The 12,972-nt window shown below is 69.1% G+C and carries 8 protein-coding genes; 2 read left to right on the forward strand and 6 right to left on the reverse strand.

All coding sequences use genetic code 11. From position 1 onward, the window contains the following. Positions 1-87: 87 nt before the first annotated feature. Positions 88-1,182: a phasin family protein gene (locus KHC24_RS25155; RefSeq protein WP_246547146.1), complete on the reverse strand. Its 1,095-nt coding sequence runs from the start codon at positions 1,180-1,182 to the stop codon at positions 88-90. A 285-nt stretch (positions 1,183-1,467) separates the two neighbouring features. On the opposite strand from KHC24_RS25155, the gene KHC24_RS18830 reads away from it, so the two are divergent. Then, positions 1,468-4,434, forward strand: a complete 2,967-nt coding sequence (locus tag KHC24_RS18830; protein WP_213364842.1) for a sensor histidine kinase — start codon at positions 1,468-1,470, stop codon at positions 4,432-4,434. Positions 4,435-4,452: 18 nt separating this feature from the next. On the opposite strand, the gene KHC24_RS18835 is transcribed toward KHC24_RS18830, so the two are convergent. Beyond that, the gene (locus KHC24_RS18835; protein ID WP_213364843.1) at positions 4,453-6,255 is read right to left on the reverse strand and encodes an AsmA family protein; all 1,803 of its coding nucleotides are present in this window, start codon (positions 6,253-6,255) and stop codon (positions 4,453-4,455) included. A 275-nt stretch (positions 6,256-6,530) separates the two neighbouring features. Between KHC24_RS18835 and KHC24_RS18840 the strand changes: the two genes are divergently transcribed. Then, positions 6,531-8,498 carry an acetoacetate--CoA ligase gene (locus KHC24_RS18840; protein WP_213364844.1) on the forward strand — a complete coding sequence of 656 codons (1,968 nt, stop codon included), beginning with the start codon at positions 6,531-6,533 and terminating at the stop codon, positions 8,496-8,498. A 322-nt stretch (positions 8,499-8,820) separates the two neighbouring features. Here KHC24_RS18840 and KHC24_RS18845 read toward each other — a convergent pair whose 3' ends face one another. The 4 genes from KHC24_RS18845 to KHC24_RS18860 all read right to left on the reverse strand — a co-directional run bounded on the left by KHC24_RS18845 (position 8,821) and on the right by KHC24_RS18860 (position 12,918). Then, on the reverse strand, positions 8,821-10,497 hold the full coding sequence (locus tag KHC24_RS18845) for an ABC transporter permease (protein WP_213365192.1): 1,677 nt from the start codon (positions 10,495-10,497) through the stop codon (positions 8,821-8,823). A 124-nt stretch (positions 10,498-10,621) separates the two neighbouring features. Next, positions 10,622-11,671: a Fe(3+) ABC transporter substrate-binding protein gene (locus KHC24_RS18850; RefSeq protein ID WP_213364845.1), complete on the reverse strand. Its 1,050-nt coding sequence runs from the start codon at positions 11,669-11,671 to the stop codon at positions 10,622-10,624. Between the two features lie 228 nt (positions 11,672-11,899). Beyond that, positions 11,900-12,376, reverse strand: a complete 477-nt coding sequence (bfr, locus tag KHC24_RS18855) for a bacterioferritin (RefSeq protein WP_213364846.1) — start codon at positions 12,374-12,376, stop codon at positions 11,900-11,902. A gap of 257 nt (positions 12,377-12,633) precedes the next feature. Beyond that, a complete protein-coding gene (locus KHC24_RS18860; RefSeq protein WP_213364847.1) occupies positions 12,634-12,918 on the reverse strand; it encodes a (2Fe-2S)-binding protein in 285 nt (94 codons plus the stop codon). Positions 12,919-12,972 lie beyond the last annotated feature (54 nt).

Raw genomic sequence — 12,972 nt, forward strand, 5'->3', positions numbered from 1 at the left:
GGGCATCTCTCGCAGGAACTGAAAAGACGGCATGATACGGTAACGCGGGCGTTGCCGAACAGTTGCGCGGAAACCGCGCCGACAGTGTCACTCCTGCACGGCAGGACGCGTGGCCTCGAGCGCCGGGGCCGTCGCCGCAGGTTCGGCGGCCGAGGGCGTTTCGGGAGCAACAGCCGCCGCCGGCGCCTTGGCGATCGGTGACGGCCCGGCCGCAGGTTTGGCGGCGGCGCGCCGGGGCACCGGAGGCTTGGCGACGGCAGGCGGCTTAGCCGCAGCGGCGGCGACCTTACCAGCCGTGGGAGCTTTAGCGCTGGCCGGCGCCTTGGCGGCAGCGCGCCGGGCCGTCGGAGGCTTGACGGCCGGCGTTTTGGCGACCGGTGCCGTCACCGGCGAGGATGGAGCGGCCGACACCGGCTTCGCCGGCTCGGCGGCGGGCGGCATGCTCGCGGTGGCCTTTATCGCGACCGGCGCCGTTGCCGTCGACCTGGCCGCCGCACGCTTCGCCGCCGCGGGCTTGGTCGTTGCAGGTTTCACCGTTGCAGGTTTCGCCGTTGCAGACTTGGTCGCCGGAGCTTCGACCGGCGCCGCCGTCACGATAGATGTCGTCGCGACAGGCTTCGGGGCTGCGGATTTTGCAGAAGCCGCTGCAACCGGTTTGGTCGCAACCGGCGCAGCAACGGCAGACTTGGCCACGACGGGCTTAGCCACGGCAGGCTTGACCGTCGCAGGCTTCGCGGCGGCGGGCTGGGCAGGCGCCGCCGTTGGTGGCGTCGCCGCCTTGGGCGCTCCGGGGCGCATGGGCGTGCCGCTTGGCTTGGCGGCAGTGCTCTCGGCAGCAACGAAGCCGGCCTGCGACAGAACGCGGACCTGTTCGCCGAGCCGCTGCGCCTGCCGGGTCACGAACTCCTCGTTCAGCCGCCTCCATTCCTCCAGCGACGACGCCTTTGCCAGGCGGCCGGCGAACTCGAAGGCGGCGGCGATGTTGGCGGCGGCGAAATCGACCGTGGTCCGCCCAAGTCCGCGGGCGTTCTGCTGGGCGGCATCCACCCGGCGTTCGACATCGCTCAGCGCCTTGTGGGCGGCACCGAACATGTTGTCGATGGCGGAGCGCGCCTGGTCCACGCCCTGCTCGGCGAAGTTCCGCAGGTGGTTAGGAATGTCCAGCTTGGGATCCTGGGCCATCGACGTCCTCCCCTCGTTATGCCTGCATGATACCGCGGCGCACGCCAGCGTCCATGCGCAGCGTCACATACGACTAAAGTATCGTTCACACTACGAAAGGCAATCGGAATCGGGGTCGGCTTCTGGTCGCATCCGGTTAACCGCGAAACGCGAAGCGGCCCGCCGGACGACGCGGCGGCATGGCGCGAGGCCACCGCCCGCCTTATGATCATGGCGATGGAGGTCACCCTCGGGCACCTCCGCTGGCTTTTTCCCGTCCCCGTGCGGAGCGAACAGTTCGGGTTCATGACGACACCGACCGACGGACATGACGCCGCAGGCACCGGCGCACAAGCAGTGGACGCGCTGCTCGCCGAGCCCCGCATCGCCGCCGCTTTGGCGGCACCGGCGCCGGCGCTGCTGGTCGATGCCGCTGGCCGCCTGCTCGCCGGCAATGCGGCCGGCCGCGCCCTGATCGGCGAGGCGTCGATGGCGCTTGCGCGCGATCTCGCCGGCCTCGCCGCCCGCAGCGCCGCCGCCCGCGGCAATGGCGGACAGCGGCTGGAAAAGCTGCGGCTTCCCGCCCGGCTCACCCCGGTCACCGTCGCCTGCACGCTGATCGCCGCCGCCGGTCAACGCGCCGTGCTGCTGGTCGCGCTCGATGCGCCAGCATCGGTCAGCGCCCGCCGGCCAGATGCGTTTATGCCCGCCTCCCCTCCCGCCCCCGAACCGGCATCGCTGCCGCTGCCGGCCTCGCCGGATGCCGCCACGCCGCTGCCGCCCGCCGCCGAGGCGGCAACGCCGGCGAGCCCCCCGGCGCAGCGCTTTACCTGGCGCACCCGCGGCGACGGCCGGCTCGATCCGGTCGACCCGCGTCTCGGCGCGTTGCTCGGCCATCCCGTGCAGGACATCATCGGACGCAGCTGGGCCGAGCTTGGCGCGGCGCAAGCCGATCACGCGGCCATGGCCGGCGTGAGCTTCACGCATCTCCCGGTCGAACTGCCCGGCGCCGCCGGGGTGACGCTGCACGCTGAACTCGGCGGCGCGCCGCTGCGCGAGGGCGGCATGCGCGGCTTCGGGGTGGTAAAGGGCCGGACACCCGCCACCCTGCCGCAGGAATTCGCGTCCGCTTCCGCTGCGTCTGCCGCTATCGTGGACATCCCCGTCGCACCGACGACTGCAACCGAGGACGTGCCGCCGGGCGAGCCGGTCGATGCCCCCGCCTCGCAGCCCCCTGTCGATGCCACGCCCGCGGCTGCGCCGCCGGCCGCCGAGCCGCCGCGGTCGGTTTCTCCCGCACCTCCCGCAGCATCGGAACCACTGCGCCCGACCCTCAGCCTGGTGCCGCCGATCCCCAATGTCGTGCCGTTGCGCGCCGGCGAGAACGGCCGCGCCGACGCCGCCCGTGGCGATGCCGCCCGCGCCTCCTGGGAAGGCCTGTCGACCGGCGAGCGCAACGCCTTCCGCGAGATCGCCCGCGCCCTCGGCGCCCGCATCGAGGGCATGGATGTCGATGCGGCAGACCTGCCGGCGGACCTGCCGACAGATCTGTCGGCGCCCCCGCCGATCGACCCGCCGATGCCGCCCTCGGCGGACCGATCGTCCGATGCGCCGTCGATGCCGCCGGCCGCCGAGCCCGCCTCCCCGCCAGCGGCGGCCGTCCCGCCGGCGCCCGAGCCGCGCGCGCCCGAACCGGCGCCGCCCGCGCCCATCCCGGTCGTCCCCGGGCCGAAATCCCCCGCGACCTCGCATGCGCCCACGGAAGAACCCGCCCGCCGCGACGGGCTGCGCCGCAGCCTCTCCGATGCCGAGCGGCCGGTGCTCGATCGTCTGCCGGTCGGCCTCGTCGCCTGGCGCGGCGACCGTCTCCTCTATGCCAACCGCACCCTGCTCGACTGGACCGGCTATGCCGATACCGGCGCCATGCAGGCGGGCGGAGGGCTTGCCGGCCTGTTCGGCGGCCCCGTCGCCGCCGACGGCCAGGACGGCGCCGCGCTGTCGATTCTCACCCGCACCGGCGCGCCGATCGCCGTCGAGGCGCGGCTGATGTCGGCGCCCTGGGACGACGCCCCGGCCATGCTCTATCTGCTGCGCCGCCTCGGCGAGCCGGCGGACGAGCGGCAGCGTCAGGCCGAGCTGGCGCTGCGCCAGTCCGAAGCCACCGCCCGCGAATTGCGCTCCATCCTCGACACCGCCACCGACGGCGTGGTGCTGATCGATGCGAGCGGCGTCATCCTGTCGATGAACCGTCCGGCCGAGGCGCTGTTCGGCTTCGATTCCGCCGAGGTGCAGGGCGAGACCTTCACTTTGCTGTTCGCCCCGGAAAGCCAGCGCGCCGCCGTCGACTATCTCGACGGCCTCGCCTCCAACGGCGTCGCCAGCGTGCTGAATGACGGGCGCGAGGTGATCGGCCGGGTGCGCGAGGGCGGGCTGATCCCGCTGTTCATGACGGTCGGTCGGGTCGGCGAAGACTCCACCAAGTTCTGCGCCGTGCTGCGCGACATCACCCAGTGGAAGCGCGCCGAGGAGGAGCTCACCGAGGCCAAGCGCCTGGCCGAGCGCGCCAACATGGCCAAGTCCGACTTCCTCGCCAAGATCAGCCACGAGATCCGCACCCCGCTCAACGCCATCATCGGCTTTTCCGAGGTGATGATGGAGGAGCGCTTCGGGCCGGTCGAGAACCAGCGCTACCGTGATTATCTGCGCGACATCCACGCTTCCGGCGGCCATCTCATCTCGCTGATCAACGATCTGCTCGACCTGTCGAAGATCGAGGCGGGCAAGCTCGATTTGTCCTTCACCAGCGTCGCGCTCAACGAGATCGTGCAGCAGAGCATGGCGATCATGCAGCCGCAGGCCAATCGCGAGCGCATCATCATCCGCTCCTCGCTCGCCGCCGACCTGCCGCCGGTGGTGGCGGATGCGCGCTCGATCCGCCAGATCATCCTCAATCTGGTGTCGAACTCGGTGAAGTTCACCCGGCCCGGCGGGCAGGTGATCCTGTCGACCGCCCTCACCTCGGCCGGCGAGGTGGTGCTGCGGGTGCGCGACACCGGCATCGGCATGTCGGAGGCCGACATCGCCATCGCCATGGAGCCGTTCCGGCAGATCGCCACCTCCGGCCAGTCCGGCTCGGGCGGCACCGGGCTCGGCCTGCCGCTGACCAAGGCGCTGGCGGAAGCCAACCGCGCCTCCTTCACCATCCGCTCGGCGGTGGAATCCGGCACGCTGGTCGAGATCACCTTCCCCTCGACGCGAGTGCTGGCGGAGTAGGGCCGGCCGGCCCGAAGCTCAGGGCGGCGGCGCCAGGATGCCGGTTGCCTCCATCCGCGGGCCGAACAGCGGCCGCGCCGCGCCGGAGCGGCGGATCAGCGATTGCGGATCGGGCAGCAGGACCGGGTCGTCCCAGTCTCCCCGCACCACGAAGGGCAGCTCGAACGGGCTCGCCGTTCCGCTGGCATCCTTCAGCATCGCGGTGCCGGCAAGATCGAGGTCGCGCGACAGGATCGAGGCGGTGCCGTTCATCCGCACCGCCAGCCGCGTGCTGTCGATGGAAAGCGCGGTGAGGCTGGCGACGCCGCCGGCGATCGTCGCTTCCGCCGCGATGCTGTCGAAGCCGGTACGGCCGCCGCGCAGATTGCCGACGCCCGACAGCGGGCGCTCCGCCAGCCGCGAGAGGATGCGCGGCGCGTCGATGCCGACCAGCGCCCCGGTGGCGCCCTGCAGCCGGAAGCTGCCGTCGAGGCTACCGACAATGCCGGCAATGTCGCGGCCGCTGCCGGCGGCGGTCAGCCGGAACGAGCCGGTGCCTTCCAGCCTCTGGGTGCGGAAGATGTCGCCGAGCGCCTGGGCGAGCGCGACGTCCTCGCAGACCAGTTCGACCCGCACCTCGGTTCCGGCCGCCACCGGCGCCACCTGGGCGGAGGCGCGGAAGATGCCCTGCCAGCCCTCGGCCTCGCCGATGGCGAGCGACAGCTTGCCCCCCTTCACCACCGCGCTGGCGGCGAAGCGCTCCAGCTTGGTGCCGCCGACGCGCACCTCGCCGGCCGAGAGCCGCAGATCGAGGTCGAAGCGCCCCAGCCGCTGCGTCTCGATCGGATCGCGGCTCCAGTTTCGTCCGTCGGGATCCGCCAGCACCAGTTGGCCGTAGGGCGCGAGATCGAGCGTCCCGGTGGCAAGCGAGCCCTGGATGCGCGGGCGCCCCTCGTCGAAGCGCAGGTTGAAGCCGCCCTCGCTGACATTGCCGTCGAGTTCGAGCCGCACCCGGCTCAACGCCGCCGACTGGCCGGAATACAGCATGTCCGCCTTCAGCGTGAACGGGCCGAAGCCGCCTTCGGTCGGCGCGTCGAGGCCGAGCCAGTCCAGCGTCGCGCGCACCGAGCGCGCGGCGGCATAGACGGCCCCCTCGCCGGAAAGCCCGCTGGCGAAGCCGAAGCTGCCCTCATAGGAGAGATCGCCGAGCGGTCCGGAGGTGGAGGCGCGCAGCCGGGCATTCTGCCCCTGGGCCAGCGCGCCGAGCTGCGAGAAGGCAACGTCGACGTCCATCGGCTGGTCATGCCAGATCAGCCCGCCGTCGAGGTTCAGCGAACTGCCGCCCCGCCAGTCGATGGTGGCGTTCATCCGCGCCGTGGTGACGGTGCCGCCATCGCCATCGGTGAGGCGCAGCAGGCCGTCCATCACCCGGATCTCACCGGCCAGCGTGCCGGTGCCGATGCGGCGCAGCAGCTCGGCGAGCATGCCGGTATTGGAGACGCGGTCGGGAACGATCAGCACCGGGTCGGCCAGCGCGATATAGTCGGCGCGCGCCGCGCCGGTGACCAGCGGCAACAGGTCAAGCACGATTCGCAGATGCGGCACGCTCAGGCTGGCGCCGTCGTCCTGCCCGATGCGCACTCCCTGCATCTCCAGCGCCGGCCAGGGCAGCACTTCGAAGCGCACGTCACCGTCGATCGCCGCGTCCATGCCGGTAGCGGCGCGCATCAGGTCGAGCGCCTCGGCACGCAGCCGCTCCTGCGAGGCGAGCTTGGGAGCCACGGCGGCGCCTACCACTACAAGGAGGAGCGGCAGCAGCAGGATCGCCAGCAGTTTTCTCATCGCGTGTCGCCACAACCCCGTCGGCATTCCGCATGCTGCGCTGCCCGTCGCTTGCTAATCCGACGAACCACCCCTCCCGTCGTCGACCGGCGGCGAGCTGGCATAAAACCAATCGCCGACATAGTGCAACATCCTGTCCCTCTGTGTCTGTTTCATGGCCTGACAAGTTGTGGACCCGGCGCTATGAATTCGCCGGGTGCGACAAATCCTCAACAAACGCCACCCGACAAACACCGATGATATCGTCGCCGCTGGAGCCTGGGAGGGAACCTTTGATGAGTGCGGATACCGATCTGCCGCTATGGACGCCGAGCGAGGAGCGCGTCGCACGCACCGCCGTCGTCGCTTTCATCCGCACCGTCAACCAACGCCACGGCACCGCACTTGCCAGCTATCGCGACCTGCACGCCTGGTCGATCGCCGAGCCGGCCGCCTTCTGGGAAGCGGTGTGGGAACTCGGCGAGGTGATCGGCGAGCGCAGCGGACCCGCCCTCGTCGATGGCGGCCGGATGCCCGGCGCCGCCTTTTTCCCGCAGGCGCGTCTGAACTACGCTGAGAACCTGTTGCGCCCGCGCGATCCCGCCAGCCTCGCCATGGTGTTCCGCGGCGAGGACAAGGTAGAGCGGCATGTCAGCTTCGGCGAACTCACCACCCTGGTTTCCCGCCTGCAGCAGGCGATGAAGGCGGCCGGAGTCGGTATTGGCGACCGGGTGGCGGCGACCATGCCCAACCTGCCGGAGACCATCGCCATCATGCTGGCGGCGACCTCGCTGGGCGCGATCTTCTCCTCCTGCTCGCCGGATTTCGGCGAGCGCGGTATCCTCGACCGCTTCAGCCAGATCGCCCCCAAGCTGTATTTCGCCTGCGACGGCTATTGGTACTCCGGCAAGCGTGTCGGCATCGGCGACAAGCTGCGCGCGGTGGTGCCGCATCTCGACAGCGCGGTGACGACCGTCATCGTGCCCTATCTCGGCGAGGCCGAGGAGGTCGCGGGCACGCTGCCGAACGGCGCCTCGCTCGACTCCTTCATCGCGCCCTTCGAATCGGCGCCGCTTACTTTCGAGCGGGTGCCGTTCAACCACCCGGTGTTCATCCTGTTTTCCTCCGGCACCACCGGGGTGCCGAAATGCATCGTGCATGGCGGCGGCGGCACGCTGCTCCAGCACATCAAGGAACACCGGCTGCAATGCGACCTGCATCCGGGCGACCGGCTGTTCTACTTCACCACCTGCGGCTGGATGATGTGGAACTGGCTGGTCACCGGCCTCGCCAGCGGGCTCACCCTGTGCCTGTTCGACGGCTCGCCCTTCGCGCCGAAGCCTTCCGTGCTGTTCGACTATGCCGAGCAGGAGGGTTTCGCGCTGTTCGGCACTTCGGCGAAGTACATCGATTCGCTGCGCAAGGAGGGGCTGCGCCCGGTCAACACCCATGATTTGTCGAAGCTGAAGGCGCTCACCTCCACCGGCTCGCCGCTGGCGCCGGCCGACTTCGCCTATGTCTATGAGGCGATCAAGAGCGACCTGCACCTCGCCTCGATTTCCGGTGGCACCGACATCGTGTCCTGCTTCGTGCTGGGCGATCCCACCGCGCCGGTCTATCGCGGCGAGATCCAGGCCCCCGGCCTCGGCATGGCCATCGAAGTTTGGTCGGACGACGGCAAGCCGGTCGTCGGCGAGCGCGGCGAGCTGGTCTGCACCAGGCCCTTCCCCTGCATGCCGGTGATGTTCTGGAACGACCCGGAGGGCACCAAGTACCACGCCGCCTATTTCGAGCGCTTCGACAATATCTGGTGCCATGGCGACTTCGCCGAATGGACCGCGCATGGCGGCATCATCATCCATGGCCGTTCGGATGCGACGCTGAACCCGCAGGGCGTGCGCATCGGCACCGCCGAGATCTACGCCCAGGCCGAGCAGGTGCCGGAAATCCTGGAGGCCATCGCCATCGGCCAGGAATGGGACAATGACGTGCGCGTGGTGCTGTTCGTGCGGCTCAAGGCCGGTGCGGCGCTCGATGTCGAGCTGGAGAAGCGCATCAAGACGCAGATCCGGGTCGGCGCCTCGCCGCGTCATGTGCCGGCGAAGATCGTCGCGGTGACCGACATTCCGCGCACCCGCTCCGGCAAGATCACCGAGCTTGCGGTGCGCGAGGTAGTGCATGGCAGGCCGGTGAAGAACACCGAGGCGCTGGCAAATCCCGAGGCGCTCGACCTCTACCGCAACCTGCCGGAACTGGCGAGCTGAGCGGCACATCGCCAACCCGCGCGACCTGCCCCCTCTCCCCGATCTGAACTCGGCAGTTGCCGAGTTCAGCGCTCTGCAAAGCCAATATCGGATACATCCGATATTGGCGGAGAGGGTTGGGGTGAGGGGTCTTCGACGGTCCCCAACGTCGTCCCCCCTCACCGACCCGCTACGCGGGCCACCTCTTCGCCGAAGCCGGATATTTCCGGTTTCGGGCTTACCAGAACCGAACTCGGCACAGCCGAGTTCGGGGCGGGGAGAGGGAAGAAGGAGTCGGCTACTCGGAACGACGGATTTCAGGGGTTCCGAGCAAAGGGTCGCCTCACCCGGCGTGCGGACGCGACAGCCGCGCCAGCAGGATCACCGGGATGAGCCCCACCAGCACGATGACCAGGGCGGCGAGCGCGCCGTCCTCATAGGAGCCGCGCGCGGCCTCGCCATAGACCTGGCTCGCCAGCGTCTCGAAATTCAGCGGGCGCAGCATCAGCGTCGCCGGCAGTTCCTTCATGCAGTCGACGAACACCAGCAGTGCCGCGGTGCCGAGCGCCGGGCGCAGCAGCGGCAGGTGGATGCGCCGCACCACCCCGCCCGGCGCCTCGCCGAGCCCGCGCGCCGCCATGTCGAGGCTCATGCCGACCTTCTCGTAGCCGGTCTCCAGCGCCCCGACCGGTATGGCGAGGAAGCGGATGACATAGGCGATGATCAGCGCCGCCCCCGAGCCGGAGACGATCAGCCCCAGCGCCGGCCCGCCAAGCGACTGGACGGTGGCGGAGACCAGATTATCGAAGCCGGCCAGCGGCACCAGCAATCCCACCGCCAGCACCGTGCCGGGCACCGCATAGCCGAGGGCGGCGAAGCGCAGCAGCAGTAGGGAGCGCACCGTGCCGGTACGGGCGGCGATCGCCAGCAGCAGCCCGCAGCCGAGCGCCAGCACGGTGCCGATGGCGGCGAACAGCGCGGTGTTCAGCGCCTCCGGCAGCAGCGTCTCGGGCAGGCCGCGAAACATGAAGCGGCCATAGGCGGCGTTGACCAGATGCCCGGCCGGCACCAGGAAGCCGAGCGTCACCGGCACCAGGCAGGCGAGGAAGGCGGTCGCCCCCGCCCATGCCGAGAGCTCGCGCCGCATCGGCGGGCGGGCGCGGTTGCCGACATTGGCGTGGCTGATATGCCGCCGGCCCCAGCGCTCCAGCATGACGAGGCCGACCATGATCACCAGCATGAACAGCGCGATCTGCGCCGCGCCGGGCAGGCTGGAGCGGTTCAGCCAGGTGGAATAGATCGACAGGGTAAGCGTCTGCACCCCGAGGAATTCCGAGGCGCCGATATCGTTCACCGTCTCCATCAGCGCCAGCGTCACGCCGACGGCGATCGCCGGGCGGGCCAGCGGCAGCGCGATGCGAAAGAAGGTGGCGGTGGCGCCGTGCCCCAGCGTGCGGGCGGCATCCAGCGCCGAGGCGGTCTGCACCAGGAAGGCCGCGCGCGCCGGCAGGTAGACATAGGGGTACAGCACGAAGCCGAGCAGCAGGATGCAGCCCCAGATGTTGCGCACCTCCGGCAGCCACAGGTCGCGCGGGCTTTTCATGCCGAGGGCGGCGCGGATCGCGGTGGGAATCGGCCCCAGCGGATGCACCGCATCGACATAGACGAAGGCCTGGATATAGGTGGGGATGGCGAGCGGCAGCAGCAGCGCCCATTCGAACAGCCCGCGGCCGGGAAACCGGCACACCGCCACCAGCCAGGCGGTGCCGGTGCCGATGGTGCCGGCGATGATCCCCACGCCCAGCACCAGCATCGCCGTGTCGGTGATGGCGACCGGCAGCACGTTGCGCAGGATATGCGGCCACAGGTCGCCAGTACCGTGGGCGGCGGTGGCGAGCAGCGCGGCGAGCGGCAGCAGTACCAGCCCGACAATGGCGAGTGCCCCGAGGCGCATGAGCCGGCCGGCCGCGCCGGAGATGCCGGAAACGCTGGAAGGCCGGTAGGTCGCCGGGGAACTCATCGCCAAGGTAGCGTCACCACGCGCGGAGCGACTTTCGAAGTCGTCCTCGAAACGGGAACGCGCCCGTTGCGGGAACGGGCGCGCGCAGATGGCGGAGCAGCGTCGCGCCGCTCCGTTTGCCGGGTCAGTTGTCGAAGCCGACCTTGTCGACCAGATCGGCGGCGGCCTTGCGATACTGGCCGATCTTGGCGATGTCGAGATTGTCGATCTTCAGCGGGCCGAAGGCGGCGATGATCGGGTCGACCGTCGAGCCGGCGACGACCGGATACTCGAAATTTGCCCTGGCATAGACGTCCTGCGCCTCGTGCGAGACCAGGAATTCCATCAGCTTCAGCGCGTTGGCCTGGTTCGGGGCATTCTTGGCCACCGAGGCGCCGGAGACGTTCACATTGGTGCCGCCGCCCTCGAAGGTCGGCAGGATGACGTTGATCGCCTCGGCCCACTTCTCCTGCTCGGGGCCGCCCTTGCCGGAGCGCATCAGCCCGACATAGTAGGAATTGGCCACGCCGAGATCGCAGATGTCGCCCAGGATGTCGCGTGCGTTCTCGCGGTCGCCGCCGGCCGGCTTGCGGGCGAGATTGGCCTTGAGGCCCTTCAGCCATTCCTCGGCCTTGGCCTCGCCGTGATGGGCGATATAGGCGGCGATCAGCGCGGTATTGTAGGGGTGCTTGCCCGAGCGGATGCAGATCTTGCCCTTCCACTCCGGCTTGGCGAGGTCCTCATAGGTGATGGCGGTCAGCTTCACCCGGTCCTTGGAGGCATAGACCACGCGCCCGCGCATCGACACCGCGAACCACTCGCCGTTGGCGCCGCGCAGATTGGCGGGGATCGCCTTCTCCAGCACCTCGGACTTGACGTTCTGCGTCACGCCCTGGTCGACGAGGTCGAGCAGGTTGCCGATATCTACGGTCATCAGCACGTCGGCGGGCGACGCGGCACCCTCGGCCTTCACGCGCTCGGCGAGGCCTTCCTTCACGAAGACGGTGTTGACCTTCACGCCGGTCTTCTCGGTGAAGGCGTCGAACACCGGCTTGGCGAGCGCCGGCTCACGGGTGGTGTAGACGTTCACCACTTCTTCCGCGCTCGCCCCCAGCGGCGCGAAGGCAGCGGCGGCGGCGACGAGACCGCCCAGAATCGTGCGCCGTGCCAGAGTGCCGGCCTGCTTCGTCCTCATGCGTTCCTCCTCCTGGCGCATCCGCCGGCTGCCGCCACGGCTGGGGCGGTAGGCGCCTGCCCATGCCGTTGCGTTAGAAGAGGCCCGAGGGCGGGTCAAACAAAAGATAAGTGATCTCAATAGTTTATAGTTATTCTAACTTAAATCTGTGTGGCGGCAACGCACATGAAAAAGGCCGGTCTCGCGACCGGCCTTTGGTATCTTGCTGCGGTTCGGAGGCGCCGTGTCTCAGCCGAGCTCGCCAATATGGTGCTGGGCATAGAGCTGCACGCCGAGCCGGGCGATCAGGTCGAGCTGGGTCTCGAGGAAGTCGATATGGCCTTCCTCGTCCGCCATCAGTTCCTTGAACAGGTCGCGGCTCGGATAGTCCTTCACCTCGTCGCAATAGGAGGCGGCCTCCTGGTAGAGCGCGCGGGCCTCGATCTCGGCGGCGAGATCGCACTCGATCACTTCCTTGATGTCCTGGCCGATCCGCAGCGGATCGAGGACCTGCAAATTGGGGAAGCCTTCGAGGAACAGGATGCGGTCGACGAACTTGTCGGCGTGCTGCATCTCCTCGATGGATTCGGCGCGCCACTTGGCGGCCAGCTTCTTGAAACCCCAATTGTCGAGCATGCGGTAATGCAGCCAATATTGGTTGATCGCCGTCAGCTCCGAGCGCAGGCCGCGGTTGAGGTATTCGATGACCTTGGTGTCGCCCTTCATGGCCTCGCCTTTTCGATGATTCGAGCTTAGGCGATCTTTTTAGAATTATTCCAATCGAATGACAAGCCGTCGGCGCGCCGCGGCGGAACGGTTATCCCACGCGATCCGCCCTCATGCGCGAGGCCGATCTTCGCCCTGCACGAATTCAAGATCGGGATGTTCGGGAGCAGGGAGCACGAAGCCCGGGGTGGCACGCCTGAGGTCGCGGGACGCGGTCTCGCGCGGCACGCGCCGGCCCGTACAGGATGGAAGCCCCGCTATTCCGCCGCCAGGAGATTGGCCGGGACCAGATCGGCGAGAACCGGCTCGGCGGCATGGTCGTGCGCATGCGCATGCGCGGCGCAGTCCAGCGGGCAGGCGCCGCAGGCGGGAGCGTTGATGTCGTCGATCAGCTTGCGGATGGTGCGGGCGCAGCGGCCACATTGCGGGCTGCAGCCGAGGCAGCGATACACTTGTCCGGCGGTGCGCACGCTCGCCTCGGGGTCGGCGATGGCGGCGCGAACCTGCGTGTCGGACAGCACGTTACACGAACACACAATCATCGTGCGGCGGAACCAAGTGACCAGCTATTTAGAATAATTCTAAATTTATGCCTG

The sequence above is a fragment of the Ancylobacter defluvii genome (assembly GCF_018390605.1).
GTDB classification, from domain to species: Bacteria; Pseudomonadota; Alphaproteobacteria; order Rhizobiales; family Xanthobacteraceae; genus Ancylobacter; species Ancylobacter defluvii.

Bases quoted from the DNA above. Each gene is read 5' to 3' on its own strand.
- KHC24_RS25155 (WP_246547146.1), bottom strand. From the start codon at position 1,182: ATGGCCCAGGATCCCAAGCTGGACATTCCTAACCACCTGCGGAACTTC.
- KHC24_RS18830 (WP_213364842.1), top strand. From the start codon at position 1,468: ATGACGACACCGACCGACGGACATGACGCCGCAGGCACCGGCGCACAA.
- KHC24_RS18835 (WP_213364843.1), bottom strand. From the start codon at position 6,255: ATGAGAAAACTGCTGGCGATCCTGCTGCTGCCGCTCCTCCTTGTAGTG.
- KHC24_RS18840 (WP_213364844.1), top strand. From the start codon at position 6,531: ATGAGTGCGGATACCGATCTGCCGCTATGGACGCCGAGCGAGGAGCGC.
- KHC24_RS18845 (WP_213365192.1), bottom strand. From the start codon at position 10,497: ATGAGTTCCCCGGCGACCTACCGGCCTTCCAGCGTTTCCGGCATCTCC.
- KHC24_RS18850 (WP_213364845.1), bottom strand. From the start codon at position 11,671: ATGAGGACGAAGCAGGCCGGCACTCTGGCACGGCGCACGATTCTGGGC.
- bfr (WP_213364846.1), bottom strand. From the start codon at position 12,376: ATGAAGGGCGACACCAAGGTCATCGAATACCTCAACCGCGGCCTGCGC.
- KHC24_RS18860 (WP_213364847.1), bottom strand. From the start codon at position 12,918: ATGATTGTGTGTTCGTGTAACGTGCTGTCCGACACGCAGGTTCGCGCC.